15 protein-coding genes are annotated in these 16,237 nt (G+C 66.8%); 7 read left to right on the forward strand and 8 right to left on the reverse strand.

Features of this window, described 5'->3' with window-relative positions:
- The first annotated feature begins 260 nt into the window (after window positions 1–260).
- Entirely contained in the window at window positions 261–1,619 is a 1,359-nt protein-coding gene (locus B9A95_RS22980) for a cytochrome P450 (protein WP_084049396.1), read from the forward strand.
- Window positions 1,620–1,750: 131 nt separating this feature from the next.
- The gene (locus B9A95_RS34100) at window positions 1,751–1,906 is read left to right on the forward strand and encodes an ATP-binding protein (protein WP_170928756.1); all 156 of its coding nucleotides are present in this window, start codon (window positions 1,751–1,753) and stop codon (window positions 1,904–1,906) included.
- A gap of 460 nt (window positions 1,907–2,366) precedes the next feature.
- On the opposite strand, the gene B9A95_RS22985 is transcribed toward B9A95_RS34100, so the two are convergent.
- Together B9A95_RS22985 and B9A95_RS22990 are read right to left on the reverse strand one after the other, a co-directional pair.
- Complete coding sequence (locus tag B9A95_RS22985) at window positions 2,367–2,996, reverse strand: CoA transferase subunit B (protein WP_084049397.1); 630 nt, start codon at window positions 2,994–2,996, stop codon at window positions 2,367–2,369.
- Window position 2,997: 1 nt separating this feature from the next.
- The gene (locus B9A95_RS22990; protein ID WP_084049398.1) at window positions 2,998–3,732 is read right to left on the reverse strand and encodes a CoA transferase subunit A; all 735 of its coding nucleotides are present in this window, start codon (window positions 3,730–3,732) and stop codon (window positions 2,998–3,000) included.
- Between the two features lie 73 nt (window positions 3,733–3,805).
- On the opposite strand from B9A95_RS22990, the gene B9A95_RS22995 reads away from it, so the two are divergent.
- Complete coding sequence (locus B9A95_RS22995; RefSeq protein WP_084049399.1) at window positions 3,806–5,476, forward strand: AMP-binding protein; 1,671 nt, start codon at window positions 3,806–3,808, stop codon at window positions 5,474–5,476.
- Between the two features lie 65 nt (window positions 5,477–5,541).
- Here B9A95_RS22995 and B9A95_RS23000 read toward each other — a convergent pair whose 3' ends face one another.
- From B9A95_RS23000 to B9A95_RS23010, 3 genes are all read right to left on the reverse strand, one after another.
- Window positions 5,542–6,282: an alpha/beta hydrolase family protein gene (locus B9A95_RS23000; protein WP_084049400.1), complete on the reverse strand. Its 741-nt coding sequence runs from the start codon at window positions 6,280–6,282 to the stop codon at window positions 5,542–5,544.
- An 89-nt stretch (window positions 6,283–6,371) separates the two neighbouring features.
- Complete coding sequence (aspS, locus tag B9A95_RS23005; protein ID WP_084049401.1) at window positions 6,372–7,694, reverse strand: aspartate--tRNA(Asn) ligase; 1,323 nt, start codon at window positions 7,692–7,694, stop codon at window positions 6,372–6,374.
- A gap of 296 nt (window positions 7,695–7,990) precedes the next feature.
- Entirely contained in the window at window positions 7,991–8,473 is a 483-nt protein-coding gene (locus tag B9A95_RS23010; RefSeq protein WP_084049402.1) for a GreA/GreB family elongation factor, read from the reverse strand.
- A gap of 202 nt (window positions 8,474–8,675) precedes the next feature.
- Here B9A95_RS23010 and B9A95_RS23015 point away from each other — a divergent pair, with 202 nt between their 5' ends.
- From B9A95_RS23015 to B9A95_RS23030, 4 genes are all read left to right on the forward strand, one after another.
- On the forward strand, window positions 8,676–9,179 hold the full coding sequence (locus tag B9A95_RS23015) for a hypothetical protein (protein ID WP_084049403.1): 504 nt from the start codon (window positions 8,676–8,678) through the stop codon (window positions 9,177–9,179).
- A gap of 481 nt (window positions 9,180–9,660) precedes the next feature.
- Window positions 9,661–10,734, forward strand: coding sequence for a 3'(2'),5'-bisphosphate nucleotidase CysQ (locus tag B9A95_RS23020; RefSeq protein WP_084050926.1), 1,074 nt, complete (start codon window positions 9,661–9,663; stop codon window positions 10,732–10,734).
- A 5-nt stretch (window positions 10,735–10,739) separates the two neighbouring features.
- Window positions 10,740–11,327, forward strand: a complete 588-nt coding sequence (locus B9A95_RS23025) for a GNAT family N-acetyltransferase (protein ID WP_084049404.1) — start codon at window positions 10,740–10,742, stop codon at window positions 11,325–11,327.
- Window positions 11,299–12,189 (forward strand): NAD(P)-dependent oxidoreductase, encoded by an 891-nt coding sequence (locus B9A95_RS23030; RefSeq protein WP_084049405.1) that lies wholly within the window; start codon window positions 11,299–11,301, stop codon window positions 12,187–12,189. Before B9A95_RS23025 ends, B9A95_RS23030 begins: the two co-directional genes overlap by 29 nt.
- 130 nt (window positions 12,190–12,319) lie before the next feature.
- On the opposite strand, the gene B9A95_RS23035 is transcribed toward B9A95_RS23030, so the two are convergent.
- The 3 genes from B9A95_RS23035 to typA form a co-directional block, all read right to left on the reverse strand.
- Window positions 12,320–12,967, reverse strand: coding sequence for a hypothetical protein (locus B9A95_RS23035; RefSeq protein ID WP_084049406.1), 648 nt, complete (start codon window positions 12,965–12,967; stop codon window positions 12,320–12,322).
- Between the two features lie 403 nt (window positions 12,968–13,370).
- A complete protein-coding gene (locus B9A95_RS23040) occupies window positions 13,371–13,781 on the reverse strand; it encodes a hypothetical protein (protein ID WP_084049407.1) in 411 nt (136 codons plus the stop codon).
- Window positions 13,782–13,987: 206 nt separating this feature from the next.
- Complete coding sequence (gene typA, locus B9A95_RS23045; protein WP_084049408.1) at window positions 13,988–15,769, reverse strand: translational GTPase TypA; 1,782 nt, start codon at window positions 15,767–15,769, stop codon at window positions 13,988–13,990.
- Between the last annotated feature and the right edge of the window lie 468 nt (window positions 15,770–16,237).

The following is a 16,237-nucleotide window of genomic DNA, read 5'->3' on the forward strand; positions in this document are numbered from 1 at the left end:
CGGGACGGAGGGGGGCTGCACCTTACCTGTTTGTGGCCCCAAAGCGCTAGGACGGCTGCTGCAGAATCAACTGACCCACCGGGCCCGCGTCGTGGGGGCCGGTTTCTGCTGATCGACAGCGGTGCGCACGCCGAAAACCTTCTACCCCCGCGCGGGCACCGAGCGCGTCGGCGAGGGCCCTCCAGCGTGTTTCCAGATCGTCGGCTTCCCCGAATGCGTCTGGACCTCACCGTTCCGCCTTCCCCGCCGTAGCATGGGTCATGACGGTTCCCCTGCCCCTCCCTGATCTCCAACGTCCCGAAGGGCCGCGCGGTCATCCCCTACTGGGCCACCTGCCCCAGCTCCGGCAGGACGCGCTCGGCTTTCTGCGCCACTCGCGCGCCGCCTACGGCGACGTGTTTCCCATCCGTTTCGGTCGCCAGGAGGTGCTGGTGGTGGCCGATCCGGCGGCGGCGCGGGAAGTGCTCGTTACAAAGGCCGCGAGCTTCCGCAAGGGGCGGGGCATCCAGAAGATGGAGCCCTTTCTGGGTACGGGCCTCCTCGCGGCGGAGGGCGAGGTATGGCGTGGGCACCGCCGACTGATGCAGCCCTCGTTTCACCGTTCGGCGCTGGAGGGCATGGCCGGAGACATCGTGGCGTCGGCAGAACCGATGCTGAGGGAGCTGGCGAGGGCAGCGCAGTCGGGCGCAGAGGTGGACGTGGGCTCCGAGATGCTGCGCGTGGCGCTGCGCGCGGTCGCGACGGTGCTGTTCGGCACGGCCCTGCGCGACGAGGACCTCGCGGTGGTGGAGCGCGAGCTGCCCCCACTGCTGACGAGCACGGCCAACCGCATCCGCTCGCTGGTGGACTGGGACCTGCCCACCCCCGCCCGGCAACGGGAGAAGGCGTCGCAGCAGGCCCTGGACCAGCTCATCCACCGCATCATCCGCGAGCGCCGGACGGCGGGCGCAGGGGGGCATGACCTGCTGGGCATGCTGATTGCCGCGCGCGACGAGGAGGGGCGGGGCGGCCTCAGCGACGCCGAGTTGCGCGACGAGGCGATGACCCTCTTTCTGGCCGGCCACGAGACGACAGCGACGCTGCTGACCTTCCTGTTCCTGGAACTGTCGCGGCACCCTGAGGTAAGGACACGGGCAGCGGCGGAAGTCCAGGAAATGCTGGAAGACCGCGCCCCAACCGCCGCCGACATGCGCCGCCTGCCCTTCCTGAACGCCTGCATTCAGGAGGCGCTGCGGCTGTATCCTCCCGCATGGCTCCTTCCCAGGCAAGCCACCCAACCCGTTACCGTGCGTGGTGTGCCCCTCGCCGCCGGACAGGGAGCCAGCGTGAACGTCTTCCTGCTGCACCGGAACGCCCGCTTCTGGCCACGGCCCGACGCCTTCTTACCGGAGCGCTGGCTCACGGGCGAGCGCGTGCCCGACGCATTCATGCCTTTCGGAGCGGGAGCTCGGATGTGCATCGGCAACCACCTCGCCATCATGGAAGCCACGCTGATCTCGGCGCTGGTGCTGCGGGGCTTCACGCTTGACGTGCCGGGTGGCGGTCCCACTGGGCTGGTGGCGGGCGTGACCCTGAAGCCCGGTGCCCCCGTGTGGGCGCGCGTCTCGCCCACCGCCTGACGCCCCGCTGCCGGCAGCGGGCGTCAGGCGGTGGAGGTGGTGCAGTTCAATGTCGCCCGAAGCTTCGCCCGGCGCACCTTTCCCCCTACCGGGGAGAACGCAGTCCTGGACGCCTTCGTACCGTCCCGCGCATGGAGATGTGGGCCGAGGAAGAGGGCGACTGCCACCGGGTCTGCGTGCGCGACAACGGCGTGGGCTTCGGTCCCAGACACGCGGACAAGCGGTGCATGGTCTTTGAGCGCATGCACCGCGAGCAGGACTTCGTCGGAACCGGCACTGCACGGTAAGGGCGCAGCGCTCAGCTTCACGCTGCTGAGGAGTCCGGCAACAACGGGAAACGCTCCCTGCCCGGGAGCGCAAAGAGGTGTCACCCCTCCCCTGTTTCCAGAGACGTTCACGCATCAGGATTCCGGTTGATCCGTATGTAGCTCCTGGTTCAGCCCAAGCGGAGCAAGCAGGAAAAACGGTGACGGAGAGGCAAGGTACGCAGAGCGAGTGGGCGCAATGCGGGCGCAGGTGCCAGGAGCAGCGTCATGGCCAGAATAGAGCCGCCCACCACCGGCATATCTGGGATGCGGCGGCGCTCCACCCGGCTGGCAGCGGGCACGGGCCACCTCAGGAGGAGGAAGAAACCGCCCACAGCCAACTCCCCACAGAAAAAAGAGGTGGGCGGCCTGTTTCTGAAGTCCTGCCACAGCCCTCAACCCATTCCCACAGGCCAGCCAGCAGGAACAGGCGAAAACCGGGTCAGGGGTGAATCTGGGCGCCGGTTTTGGCTTGGAGTTCCTGGAGGGAGACGCCTGGGGCGAGTTCGACGAGTTGGAGCCCTTCTGGGGTCACGTCCAGCACGGCGAGGTCGGTGATGATGCGGTCCACCACGCCCTTGCCCGTGAGGGGCAGCGAACACGCGCGCAAAATCTTGTGCGCCTCCCCTTTGGCGACGTGCTCCATCAGCACCACCACACGCTGCACCCCCGCCACGAGGTCCATCGCCCCGCCCATCCCCTTGACCATCTTCCCCGGAATCATCCAGTTTGCCAGGTCTCCCCCCTCACTGACCTGCATGGCCCCCAGAATCGCCAGATTCACGTGGCCTCCCCGGATCATGGCAAAGGAGTCGGCGCTGGAAAAAAAGCTCGCGCCGGGCAGGGCCGTTACCGTCTGTTTTCCCGCGTTGATCAGGTCCGGGTCCACCTCCTCCTCGGTGGGAAAAGGACCGATGCCCAGCAGTCCGTTTTCGGACTGCAACCAGACGTTGACCCCCTCGGGAATGTGGTTGGCCACCAGCGTGGGCAGACCGATTCCGAGGTTCACGTAATAGCCGTCTCCCAGTTCCTGGGCGGCGCGGGCCGCCATCTCTTCCCTTGTCCAGGGCATTTCAGACCTCCTCTCCGGCTGCGCTGCCCACCCGGGCCTCCACCTTGCGGACCGTTCGCTGCTCGATGCGCTTTTCGGGATTTGGGTTGAGCACCACGCGCTGCACGAAGATGCCCGGGGTGTCGATCTCGTCCGGGTCCAGCTGCCCGATCTCGACGAGTTCCTCGACTTCGGCGACGGTCAGGCGGCCACAGGTGGCCGCCATAGGATTGAAGTTCTGCGCCGCCTTGCGGTACACCAGGTTTCCGGCCCGGTCCGCCTTCCAGGCTTTGACGAGCGCCACATCCGCGACGATGCCGCGCTCGAGAATGTACGTCTCGCCGTCAAAGTCCTTGTGTTCCTTGCCCTCAGCGACGACCGTGCCCACACCCGTTCTGGTGTAAAACCCCGGGATGCCGGCTCCACCCGCGCGCATCCGCTCGGCCAGCGTTCCCTGCGGCGTAAACTCCAGCTCCAGCTCGCCGGCAAGATACTGGCGCTCGAACTCCTTGTTCTCGCCCACGTAACTGGAGACCATCTTGCAGATCTGCCGGGTCTCGAGAAGCAGCCCCAGGCCCCAGCCGTCCACACCCGCGTTGTTGCTCACCGCGGTCAGCCCCCTGACCCCACTGTCCCGCAGCGCGAGGATCAGCTGCTCCGGAATTCCGCACAGCCCAAACCCCCCCACGGCGATGGTCTGCCCGTCCTCCACCACCCCGCTGAGCGCCTCCCCGGCGCTCCCATACACCTTGTTCATACGCCCTCCGATTTGACAGAGAGGATTGTAGCGGCGGCGAGCCTCCGTATCATGCGGGTCTGGAGGAGGCACCATGACGCAAGGAGTGACGGCGGGCGCGGGGGCGTACCGGGAAGCCCTGGCCTTTTTGCTCGCCCACCGCGAGGATTATGAGGGGGCCACGCGCGACTTTCACTGGCCCGAGCTGGGCGAGTTCAACTGGGCGCTGGACCACTTCGCACCGCTGGCGCGGGAGCTGGGAGACGCTCCCGCGCTGGTGTGGGACGGCGGGCACCTGGGATACGCAGCACTGGAGGCGTGGTCCAACCGCGCGGCCAACTTCCTGCGCTCGCGGGGAGTACGGCGCGGCGAGCGTGTGCTGCTGATGCTGTCCAACATCCCGGAACTGTGGGTTGCCTTTCTGGCCTGCATGAAACTGGGCGCGGTGGTGATTCCCGCCACCACGCTGCTGACCCCCGAAGACCTGCAAGACCGCTTTGAACGGGGCGGCGCACGCTTTGCCCTGGTGGAGGCGGGAGAAACGGGCAAGTTCAGCGGACTGGGCGGCTTCGAGCGCCTGAGTGTCGGCCCGGCGGAAGGCTGGACAGACTTCGCCGGGACGCAGGGCGAGGCCGACACCTTCGCGCCGGAAGGGGTGACGCAGGCCTCGGATCCCCTGCTGCTGTACTTCACCTCGGGCACCACGAGCCGGCCCAAGCTGGTGACCCACACCCACGCGAGCTATCCGGCAGGGCACCTCAGCACGCTGTACTGGATCGGGCTCCGGCGCGGGGACGTCCACTGGAACGTCAGTTCACCGGGGTGGGCCAAGCACGCCTGGAGCAGTTTCTTCGCGCCGCTCACGGTGGGGGCCGCCGCGGTGCTGTTTAACGGGCGTTTCGGTGCCCGGCGGGTGCTGGAACTGCTGGAGCGCCTCCAGGTCACCACCCTCTGCGCGCCCCCGACGGTGTACCGAATGCTGATTCAGCAGGACCTCTCGGCAGCCAGGGTCCACCTGCGTGAACTCGTCGGGGCGGGCGAACCGCTCAATCCGGAGGTCATCGAGGTGGTGCGCCGCGCCTGGGGCCTGACCATCCGCGACGGTTACGGGCAGACGGAAACGACGGCGCAGGTGGGCAATACGCCGGGGCAGGCCGTCCAGCCCGGCAGCATGGGGCGGCCCCTTCCCGGCTACCGGGTGGCGCTCATCGGCCCGGACGGACAGGAAGCAGACGAGGGCGAGTTGAGCCTGGACCTCTCGGCCCGCCCCCTGGGCCTGATGGCCGGGTACGCGGGCGACGAGGCCAAAACGCACGAGGTGCTGGGAGGCGCGTACTACCCGACGGGCGACGTGGCCCGTCGCGACGAGGACGGCTTTTTGTGGTACGTGGGGCGCGCCGACGACGTGTTCAAGAGCAGCGACTACCGCATCAGCCCCTTCGAACTTGAAAGCCTGCTGATCGAACACCCGCTCGTCGCAGAGGCGGCGGTGGTGCCGAGTCCTCACCCCGAGCGCCTGAGCGTGCCCCAGGCGTATGTGGTGCTGGTGCCGGGGCACGCCCCTGCGCGCGAGGTGGCGCTGGACATCTTGCGCTTTGCCCGCGAACGCCTCGCGCCCTACAAGCGCATTCGCCGCCTGGCCTTCCGCGAACTGCCCAAAACCATCAGCGGCAAGATTCGCCGGGTGGAACTGCGCGCGCACGCCGCCACCCTGGAACGCGGAGAACTGGATTTCTGGGAAGAGGATTTCGCGGAGCTCGGTTGAAGCGCAGGCTGTGGGGAGGGGCCTGCGAGAAGGCGCTTGGGAAACCGAGGCTGGCCCTCCCCGCACTATCCCCCGGTCAGGAACCGCGCTGTCTCCGCGTACAGCGTCTCCACGGCTTCCAGTGACTCGAAGGTGTGCCCGGCTCCTGGAATGCCCACCGCGTCACAGCCAAGGGCCTGGGCGTAGCGCACGCCCATCCCGGGCGGAACCGTGGCGTCGGCGTCGCCGTGAAACACGCGGGCCACGCCGCCCCAGCGGGCCGCCGCCTCCAGGGGCCTGACGCGCGGCATCTCCACCAGGAAGTCGCGCCCCAGCGGCCAGCCGTTGTAATCCAGGATGGTGGGCGGCACATGCCCGCCGCGCAGGAAGGGCAGCCACAACTCCGGCAGGGCGGGGGCCCACAGCGCGAGGCGGTGGGGCCGCACCCGCTCGGCCGCGAGGGCTGCCACGAGCCCCCCCATCGAGAAGCCCAGCAGCATAACCCGCTCCGGGTCCAGCATGGGCAAGCGGCGCGCATACTCGAAGGCCGCCTCCACGTCCTCCACCTCGCGCGCCACCGTCATCTCGGAAAAGTCGCCGTCCGACTCGCCGCTGCCCCGGAAGTCGAAGCGCAGGCTGGCGATGCCCCGCGTGGCCAAAAAGCGCGACAGCAGCGGCAGCAGGCGGTGGTCGCCGCTCTGGCTGCCGGTAAAACCGTGGAGGGCCACCACGCTCGGCCAGCCGGACGCGGGCGCTTCTCCCTCTGGAAGTTCGAGCATGCCGTAAAGACGCTGACGAGACACGGTGAACTGGGCGAACTGTTTCATTGGGGGAGAGTCTAAGGGGCGCAGGAAGCGGCAGGCCCATCCGCCTTAGCTCCTTAGACTTTTTGACCCTGAGGCAGCGGCGCAGCCGCTTAGGGCGTCAACCGGTGCCTGTCACGCGGGAACGCCCGCGCGTAGCGTACGTTGGAAATGCCCAGCAACTTGGCGGTCAGGCGCTCGGCTCCAATGGCGAAGCCGCCGTGGGGGGGCATGCCGTACTTGAAAACCTCGGTGTAACCCTCCAGGCTCGCCGGGTTGAGCTTGTACGCCGCGATGGATTCCAGAAGCATGGCGTGGTCGTGGATGCGCTGGCCGCCCGACGTGATCTCGATGCCCCGGAACAGCAGGTCAAAGCCGCGCGTGTATTCGGGGTCTGGAGTGCCGTCTGCATTCAGCTCAGGGTGCGCGTAAAAGGGCCGGGCAGCGCGGGGGTACTTGGTCACGAACACGAAATCGGTCCCCTCAGTCTCAGCATAGTGCTGGCTGAGCAATCTCTCAGCTTCGGGGTCCAGGTCCTTGCCGCCCACCGCGTGGCCGTACTTCTCGGTCACCAGTTGCCGTGCGTCCATCAGCGTGATGCGGGGAATATGGGCGGGCACCTCGGGCAGCGTCGCGCCGAGGAGGGCGAGTTCGGGCTGGGCACGTTCGCGAAGCCGCGTCATGATGGCGGCCAACACGCGCGTTTCCAGGTCCATTACGTCCTCCTCCGACTCGATGAAGCCCATCTCCACGTCCAGGCTGAGGTACTCATTGAGGTGACGGCTGGTGGCGTGTTCCTCCGCGCGGTAGACGGGCGCGACCTCAAAGACGCGTTCGAACACGCCCACCATAATCTGCTTGTACAGCTGCGGACTCTGCGCGAGGTAGGCGGGATGCCCGAAGTAGTCGATGGGAAAGAGGTTGGCCCCACCCTCGGCTCCCGCCGACACGATCTTGGGCGTGCTGATTTCCGTAAAGCCCTCGTTGATGAGGTGGTCGCGAAAGGCCGCCAGCAGCTCGGCCTGGACCTTGAGGGCCGCGCGTTCCTTGAGGCCCCGCACGGTCACCACGCGGTAGTCGAGCATGGTCTCGGGGTTGACGTTCCACTCCATCTTGGGAATCTCGACGGGGGGCGGCTCCACGGCGGCGGTCAACACCCGGAATGCCTGCACCTGCACCTCGAAGCCGCCGGGAGCCTTTGCATGGGCCTTCACTGCACCCACCACCTCCACGCTGCTCTCCGGGAGGGGCAGTGTCAGGCCGCTGCCCACACACTGGGCGACGCCGGACACGTCCCGTAGAACCAAAAATTGCACGCCTCCCAGGTCGCGGCGGGCGTGCAAAAAGCCCTGGAGTTTGACGGTCTGGCCCTCGTGCTGCGAAAGCTCGCGGGTCAAGGTGCGCTGAAGTTGCGGTTGTGGCGTGGCGGTGGTCACGGTAGGGCCTCCTGTTGCGTGCTCGTGGAAGGGTAGGGGCGAGAATGCGAAAACCCCCGACTCCGGTGTGGGGTCGGGGGCGCGGTGTGCGGCGAGGCGTCCCCTAGCGGGGATCGTCATTCACGTTGTTCCGTTGCTGCGCCGCACTCATGGGCGCAAGTGTAGTCCTGCCCGTTGCCTGGGTCAATGCATGGCGGCTAGGCAGGGCAGCGGGACCGCCGCCTCAAGGTCCAGCAACCTACCGGCCTCACCGCAACACCCTGGGCCTGAAGCGGCGCACCCGGTGGGCCCTCCGCCTAATGGCCGCTGATCCCCTTGACCGTGTACCGCGTGGCTCCCGAGGGCAGCTCCACTTCCATGCTGTCGCCCTCGCGCCGGCCGATCAGGGCCTGACCCACCGGGCTGTCATCGCTGACCTGGGTGACACCCTCGACCAGGGCGCTGACTTCCACTCCACTCACGAGCTGCACCGTCAGTTCGCGTCCGTGCGTTTCGTCTTGCAGCGTCACCACCGAACCGAGGCGCACGCTGTCGGGATGCTCGGGCAATTCCTCCACCACCACCGCGCGGGTCAGCACGTCTTCGAGTTCCTGAATGCGCGCCTCCATCACGGGGAGGTTGAACTGCGCGGCCTCCAGGCTGCGGTCCTCGACGTCCATCGCCTCGTCCTTGGAGGCGGCCATGGTGGTTACGGCGTCGTCCAGACGGTCCCGTTCCTTTTGCAGCTCCGCTTGCAAGCGGGCGTACCCCTCGGCGGTCATTTCAATCTTGTCGGCCATATGCGGCTCCTTTCTGTTTCCCTATCCTCGCTCAGTCGGGCGACCCGCGGCCTTATAAGCTTCTTGGCAGAGTGCCTAACCGTCCGGCTTCTGGCCGACTGTCCTTTCGATCACCACGGGGCGGCCCGCGTTGCCTCTGAGACCCAACGCTTCTTCTGGAAGCTTTCATCGCTCCTGCCCGCAGGGCCCGTCTAATCCGGGTATGACCCAACGTGATGACTCCCAGGGACCGCAGACGACCGACTACTCGCTTCCACAAGACGACCACAAGCAGTTTCAGGACACCCAGGCCAACGACGCCGCCGTCCGCCAAGCCGAACACGAGGACGAGGACAACCACATCTCCGGCGACGTGAGCGGCGGGCGCAACTTCGGGGGCACCGACGCCCTGGCCGGATCAGGGATGGCGATCGACGACGGCGTTGACCCCTCCATCCGCACCGAGATGCTCGACAACGCGGTGGCCTACGGCGACGACTTCGTGCCGAACAACGTGAACGATGAGCCGAGCTTCGACGACGGCACGCCAGGCAGCTTCTCGGACTTCAGCGTCATCACCCCAGAGAATCCCGGAGGCACCGCCCGGCTGGCCGATCCCAGCAACGATGCCGGCGGCGAGGTCCACGGAGCCCGCATCAGCGGCTCGGGTGGCTTCGACGGCGGCCCCCCGCGCACGGCGCCACTGCCAGGAACGGAAGAGGAATAAGCACAGCCCACCTCGCAGGAGCGTTCAGACAGAAACGTAAGCGGCGGAGAGCACGGGTCCGAATACGTCCGGTGGGAACGTGAGGGCGACTGGGGCGCAAGGCGGACCGAGGACGGGGCCTGCAGGCTCCGGCATCTGGTCTGGCCAATTTCCAGAGGAAGTGCACGAGGACAATCCTCACCCACCCGAGGCTCCACCACTGTGCCGAACGCGCACGGCGTTCTGAGATGAGAAGGATTCCGTTGAATCCGTTATTTCACAACCGATTCAACGGCGCGGAGCAAGCAGGAAAAACGGTGACGCAGAGGCGTGCAATCCCCGAAGCGAAGCGGAGGGGATGGAACGGATGATCCAGAAACCGTATGAGACGGCTTTGGAGGGCCTGCCGTCACTCTGCTGGCCTTCCCGCTTCACTCGCGCCGCCCCAGCCGAACGCCTTTTGCCCCGCCTCTCCCTTCCCCCCGTCCCGTATGCTCCCCCCATGACTGCTCCCTCCTCCCCTCCTCCACTCCAAGACGAGCAACGAACGGCCGAGCGCCTGGCGCGGCAGGCGGGCGAACTGCTGCGCGTCCACCTCGCCCGGGGCCTGACCGTGGAGCACAAAACGGGTGCGGACGATCCGGTGACGGCAGCCGACAAAGAGGCCTCCGAGCTGATCTTGCGTGGGCTCAGCGACGCCTTTCCGAGCGACGGCCTGCTCAGCGAGGAGGCCGCAGACAACCCTGAGCGCCTGGGGCGGGAACGCGTCTGGATCGTGGACCCCATCGACGGCACAAAGGAATTCACCACCGGCAGCCCCGACTACTGCGTGAGCATCGGCCTGGCGGTGGGCGGCGAACCCACGCTGGGTGTGGTCTACGCACCCGCGACGAACGAACTCTTTTCAGGCGTGGTGGCTGGAGGCGTGCAGAAGAATGGGGCGGCGGCGGGATTCAGCCCCCGAACCGACTACGTGGTCAGCGTTTCGGACACCGAGTTCAAGCGCGAGTTGCACCGCCATAATCTGCCTGGCATGGCCCCCAGCGGCTCCATCGCTCTGAAGCTCGCGCGGGCGGCAGCGGGGGAGGTGGACGTGACCTTTTCCATGTCCCCGCGCAGCGAGTGGGATATCGCCGCTGGGCACGCCCTCGTGCGTGCGGCGGGCGGGGACCTGCGGCGGCGAGACGGGCGGACGATTCGCTACAACGCCCGGCGGCCCCACATCGAGCAGGGCATCATCGGCGGACGGCTGGAGGCGATGGGGTGGCTGGAGGGCGAGCTGGAAGCCAGGCGTCTGCCCACCGCACACCTGGGCCTGACCCCCGCCGATCCCGCCTGGACCGTCCTCACCGAAGCCGATCAAGTTGCCCTGCGGGAGCACCCGGGCGTCTTTGTTCGCCACGCGGGGGGCCGCGCGCTCGCCCTGCTCGTCGTCGGGGGGGACGGCGCGGTAGAGCGGGCGGAGGGGGACGCCTTTCACCTCGAACGCCTGACGCGCGACGTAACGCGGGCGCTGGGCACACTGGCGCAGGAGGCGCGGGACCGTGCCCTGCCCCCAGCCCGGGGGATACACTGACGCGCATGGCGGAGAGAGGCGCGGCCACACGCTGGGGACGCGTGACCCTGAAGCCTGTTCCGGACCTCAGCGCCGCCGAGTGGCGGACGATGTACCGCTTTTTCCGGGACCGCGAGCTGGCCGACTGGAACGACGCCCGGCCCATCCGGCTGCCCGAGTGGCTGTTTCGCCGGGTGATGCTGGAGGAAGAGACCACGAGTGAGCGCGTGGGCTTCGGCGTACTGAGTGAGACCGGCGAGCTGATCGGCAGCGCCGAGCTGTATGACCTGCGCCCGCCGCCCCCTTTGAGTCCATCGGTGGGTACCCTGGGGGTGATGATCGGCGTGCGCTCCCTGTGGGGCCAGGGCTACGGACGCGAGGCGGTGATGGCGCTGCTGTGCTGGGCCTTTGGGGAGGCGGAGGGCGAACGGCGCAAGCCCCTTTCCCGGGTGCGCCTCACCACCTTTGGGCACAACCGCCGGGCGCAGCGGGCCTTTGTGGCCTGCGGCTTCCGTGAAGTGGGCCGCACCGAGCAGGGAGGCCGCACGGACGTTCATATGGAAATCACGAGAGGAGAGTGGGACAGTGCGCGTACTGCTGCCGGACACCCCTGAATTTCGGGCCCTGGAGGTGCCGGGGGTTTCGTTCGCCTTTTTCCGGGAGGACCACGTGCCGCAAGGTGAGGCGGACGGGGCCGTGCTGTGGCTCATTCCTGCCCAGACCCGGGCCGAACTGCTGTCCCGTCCCGGGTTGAAGTGGGTGCTGACGCTGACAGCGGGCATCGAGCACGTCGCCTCGCAGGTGCCGGAAGGTGTGGCCCTCTACAACGCCCACGGCCTGCATGACCGCGCGGTGGCCGTGCATACGCTGGCCGGGATGCTCACCGCCGCGCGGGGCCTGCATTTGTTCCGCGACCGGCAACGCGAAGGCCGCTGGCAGAGCACCTTCGACCTGGGCACCCTGGACGGCCAAAGGGTAGCGATCTGGGGCCACGGGCACATCGGGCGCATTCTGGAAGACCTGCTGCGGCCCCTGGGCGCGGCTGTCACGGGCATTCGCTCGCGTACACCCGTAGAGGAGCGGGACGCGGTGCTGGCCGCCGCCGACTGGGTGGTCCTGCTGCTGCCGAGCACCCCGGAAACCCGGGGGATCGTGAATGCGGAGGTCCTGGCCCGTTTGAAGCCCGGCGCGTGGCTCAGTAACCAGGGGCGCGGCAACCTCCTGAATACGGACGCCCTCCTGGCCGCACTGGACAACGGACACCTCAGCGGCGCGGTGCTGGACGTGACGGACCCCGAACCCCTGCCGCCCGGGCACCCGTTGTGGGAACGGCCCAACGTGCTGATTACGCCCCACGTCGCCTCCTCCACGCGGGACCTCGTAGAGCGCGGAGCCGCGTATACCGGACAATTTCTGACAGACCTCACTGCCGGGCAGGAGCCGGAGGGGCGGGTGGAGGCGGGGCAACTGTACTGAGGGCAGACTGGGGCGTGACCGTGGGGAGCCCCAGCACAGTTGGGTTCAAGGCGTCTGCCCAGCGGCCGATGGGTTTGCCCCCACTCCCTGTGGGACCCGTAGAGCATTCCGGAGAGCGGGGGCCTTGGCCTCAACGCCGCGTCATCGCGCTGCGTAATCGGCCCAGAAAACCAGCCTGAGCGGGAGCGGCAGGTTCGGGCCGCCCCGGCGCCGCCGCCCCGGGGTTGTCCTCTACCTTGGCAAACAGCAGCTGCCCCTGGCTGTTCTCGATGCCCTGGCGGGTCATGCGCCAGCCGCCGCGCGTCATGCTCTCGGGACTGCTGCCGCGCCCCAGCTCGAAAGTGACCTGCACGGCGCGCGTTTCCTCGCCGCTGCTACGCATGATGGGCGAGAAGGCGGCCTGCTCTGTCAGCGGCTCGGAGATGTCTGGGCGCATGGGGGCCACCGGCTCGCTCAGCAGGGCCGACATCAGCAGCTTCTCGATATACTCGGTCAACTCGGGGTCGAGCGGCACATTGGTCCAGCCGTCGCAGACCTCGCCCAGCGCAGCAACAATTTCCAGGGCGTCGCCCTTTTGCAGCGCCACAGTGCGCTGGCCGTAACGCATCAGGGCTTCTTGCTCATGCAGCACGGGAGGCGAGCCACCGTAAATCACGCTCATGGTGGGCGCGTGGTAGCCCGCGAGGTAGCTGGGCAGACTGGGGTCCTGAATAAAGTGCAGCGGGCCGCCGGGCAAGGTCAGGGTGTGGGTGTGCCGCAGCTCAGGCGGGGTGGACATGACAGGAGACTCCTTGAGGATGAGCGGGAAACAGACGGATAATCGCCCTCCCAGAATACGCGCCGGCCCGCTGAAAAAAGCGCGAGCTACGCAAGCTTCGCCTGAAGGAGATCTGACGAAAACCTTCCCTGGCCTTCAGAAATCATGGGTGGGCCCCGCCGCTCCGGCGCTTTGTTACCGTCATGGCCGCGCGCCTCTTCGCAGCGGACCTGCCTCAACCCCAGCCTCACGCGCTATGCGGAGCGAGCACGAAGCAGATCGGCCGAAATCCCGCTTATACGGTTTACGGATCATCCGTTCCATTCCCTCCACTCCGGTGATTTCACGCTTCTCCATCACCATTTTTCCCGCTCGCTCCGCTCGGGGTGGCGTGTTGTTTCATCACTGTTAACCGGAATCCTTATCAGTCTCCCGCTCCCGGAGCCGCTGCACCCGCCGCAGTCGGCCGTGCGGGGCGCAGCAGCCCCTGCCACCAACTGGGCCGGACGCTGGAAGTAGCCGGAGTCACGTCGGGACGCTCCAGCCGGAGCAGCATCCGGCAGGTACGGCATTCAGCCACGTTGCTGGCCGCGCGCGGCACGAAGACGTGCGAGCAGTTCTCAGCCCGCAAAAAGGCGCTGTAGGCCCGCTCCTCAGCTTCCTCCGGCGTGGCCCCCACACCCGTGAAGAACGGCACGCGCGTCTCGCCAAACCGCTCGTCCTCGCCGAGAAAGAAGGTGTAGGTGTGTTCCGTTACGGGCCACATCTCCCCGTTTTGCCCACTCGCCAGTCGCTGAAGGGTGCCGCAGCGGCGGCTGACGTTTTGCCAGTCCATGCTCCCTATCTAAACAGGTGGGTCTGTCAGAACTCTTTCGGGAGCAGCCAGCCACCAGCAAGAGGGCTGGGAACAGGGCGGCTTCGGGTCCAAGCGGAAAAGACCCCCGGGGAAGCCCCGGGGGTCTTTTCGCTTCTCTGCTGCGCGGCTCTACGGGCCGCTCTCCTGCGGCGCCATACCGCTCCGCTCGGCCCTATGGGCGGCGGTTACTTGCGGAAGCTGGGATTCAGGATCTTCTTGCGCAGACGGATGTTGTGGGGCGTCAGCTCGACGAGTTCGTCGTCGGAGATGTACTCCAGGGCGTCTTCCAGCGAGAGGCGTCTGGGGGGGATCAGGGTCAGGGCCTCGTCGGCACCCGCCGAGCGGACGTTCGTCAACTTCTTGTTCTTGCAGACGTTGACGTTCATGTCCTGCTCGCGCGCGTTTTCGCCCACGATCATGCCGACATAGACGTCCTGCCCCGCGTCGATAAAGAAGGTGCCGCGATCTTGCAGCTTGAAGATCGAGTAGGCGAAGGCCACGCCGTCTTCCATGCTCACCAGCGAGCCGTTCTGACGGGTCTTGAGTTCCCCAGCCCAGGGCGCGTAGCCGTCGAAGATGTGGCTCATGATGCCCTCGCCCTGGGTCATTGACAGGAACTGGGTGCGGAAGCCGAACAGGGCGCGGGAGGGAATCTTGAACTCCACGCGGGTGCGGTTGCCCTGGGGCTCCATGTTCACCATCTGGCCCTTACGCGCGCCCAGCACACCAATCACGGTGCTGGCGTGGTGTTCGGGCACGTCAATGACGAGGTGCTCGATGGGCTCGTGCTTCTCGCCGTCAATCTCGCGGATGATGACCTGGGGCGCGCCCACCTGCACCTCGTAGCCCTCGCGGCGCATGGTTTCGAGCAGGATCGAGAGGTGCAGCTCGCCACGGCCTGACACGATGAACTCGTCGGGGCGAACCTCTTCGACCTTCAGCGACACGTTGGTCATGACCTCACGCTTGAGGCGGTCGTTGAGGTGACGGCTGGTCACGTACTTGCCGTCCTTGCCTGCGAAGGGTGAGGTGTTGGGCTGAAAGGTCATGGAGACGGTCGGCTCGTCCACCGTGATGATGGGCAGGGCTTCCGGATCGGCAAGGTCCGCCACGGTTTCGCCGATCTGGGCGTCCTCAATGCCCGCCAGGGCCACGATGTCCCCGGCCCCCACCTCGTCCACCTCAATGCGGCGCAAGCCCAGGTGGGTGAAGGGCTGGACCACACGGGCCTTGGTCATCGTGCCGTCCTTGTGCATGAGCTGAACGAACTCGCCCTTCTTCACCGTGCCGCGCTGCACGCGCCCCAGCACGATGCGGCCCAGGTACTCCGAGTAATCGAGGTTGGTCACCAGCATCTGGAAGGGCGCTTCCAGGTCCACCTTCGGCGCCGGGATGTGCTCCAGCACCATATCGAACAGCTCGTGCATGTCCTCCTGCGGCTTGTCGAGTTCCCTGTACGCCTTGCCTTCGCGGGCAACGGCATACAGGATCGGGAAGTCGAGCTGGTCGTCGTTCGCGCCAAGTTCGGCCATCAGATCAAAGGTCAAGTTGACGACTTCTTCCGGGCGGGCATCCTGGCGGTCAATCTTGTTGATCACCACGATGGGTTTGAGGCCCAGCTCAATGGCCTTGCGAAGCACGAAGCGGGTCTGCGGCATGGGGCCTTCGGCGGCGTCCACAAGCACCAACGCGCCGTCCACCATCCCCAGTACGCGCTCCACTTCCCCACCGAAGTCGGCGTGTCCAGGCGTGTCTACGATGTTGATCTTGACGCCGTTGTATTCCACGGCCGTGTTCTTGGCCAAGATGGTAATGCCCCGTTCTTTTTCGAGGTCGTTGGAGTCCATCGCGCGCTCTGTGATTTCCTCGCCGTGGCCGAGTTTCAGGGTCTGCTTCAGCAGGCCGTCCACCAGCGTGGTCTTGCCGTGGTCGACGTGCGCGATGATGGCGATGTTGCGGTATTCCATGTCAGTCTCAGCTCCTCGTGCCTTTGGAGCTGCTAGCAGTCAGCATTTAGCGATCAGCTCTCAGCCCGGCGTGCCATAAAAAAGCCCGCCGCACACCCCGCTCTTGACGCGGGAGGCTGTGGGCGGGACACCCAAACGGGGATTTTAGCAGATGGGGCGGGGGCAGGGGTCAGGTGCAGGTCACGGTCACGCGCCTGGGGGCACCCGGGTCCAGCCGCCGATTTCGTATCCTCTGGCAGCGAGGGCCGCTTGAGGGGCTCCCTGGTCCTCGGCGTAGATGGTGACGGGTTGCAGCTCCAAAGGCGTGTTCTCTCCGCGGCGCGGAGCCAGGCACCGAGGTGCGGGTGAGGGCGGCTGGGCGTCAAGGACCCCGGTGCGAAATCAACAACGGTGGGGAGCAGCAGCAATTCGTCCCAGAACAGAAGGACCGAAAAGCAGCGGCATGGGCCAAAGGGCAGAACCATTCTG

It is taken from the genome of Deinococcus hopiensis KR-140 (assembly GCF_900176165.1).
Taxonomy (GTDB): domain Bacteria; phylum Deinococcota; class Deinococci; order Deinococcales; family Deinococcaceae; genus Deinococcus; species Deinococcus hopiensis.

Bases quoted from the DNA above. Each gene is read 5' to 3' on its own strand.
- B9A95_RS22980 (WP_084049396.1), top strand. From the start codon at position 261: ATGACGGTTCCCCTGCCCCTCCCTGATCTCCAACGTCCCGAAGGGCCG.
- B9A95_RS34100 (WP_170928756.1), top strand. From the start codon at position 1,751: ATGGAGATGTGGGCCGAGGAAGAGGGCGACTGCCACCGGGTCTGCGTG.
- B9A95_RS22985 (WP_084049397.1), bottom strand. From the start codon at position 2,996: ATGCCCTGGACAAGGGAAGAGATGGCGGCCCGCGCCGCCCAGGAACTG.
- B9A95_RS22990 (WP_084049398.1), bottom strand. From the start codon at position 3,732: ATGAACAAGGTGTATGGGAGCGCCGGGGAGGCGCTCAGCGGGGTGGTG.
- B9A95_RS22995 (WP_084049399.1), top strand. From the start codon at position 3,806: ATGACGCAAGGAGTGACGGCGGGCGCGGGGGCGTACCGGGAAGCCCTG.
- B9A95_RS23000 (WP_084049400.1), bottom strand. From the start codon at position 6,282: ATGAAACAGTTCGCCCAGTTCACCGTGTCTCGTCAGCGTCTTTACGGC.
- B9A95_RS23010 (WP_084049402.1), bottom strand. From the start codon at position 8,473: ATGGCCGACAAGATTGAAATGACCGCCGAGGGGTACGCCCGCTTGCAA.
- B9A95_RS23015 (WP_084049403.1), top strand. From the start codon at position 8,676: ATGACCCAACGTGATGACTCCCAGGGACCGCAGACGACCGACTACTCG.
- B9A95_RS23020 (WP_084050926.1), top strand. From the start codon at position 9,661: ATGACTGCTCCCTCCTCCCCTCCTCCACTCCAAGACGAGCAACGAACG.
- B9A95_RS23025 (WP_084049404.1), top strand. From the start codon at position 10,740: ATGGCGGAGAGAGGCGCGGCCACACGCTGGGGACGCGTGACCCTGAAG.
- B9A95_RS23035 (WP_084049406.1), bottom strand. From the start codon at position 12,967: ATGTCCACCCCGCCTGAGCTGCGGCACACCCACACCCTGACCTTGCCC.
- B9A95_RS23040 (WP_084049407.1), bottom strand. From the start codon at position 13,781: ATGGACTGGCAAAACGTCAGCCGCCGCTGCGGCACCCTTCAGCGACTG.
- typA (WP_084049408.1), bottom strand. From the start codon at position 15,769: ATGGAATACCGCAACATCGCCATCATCGCGCACGTCGACCACGGCAAG.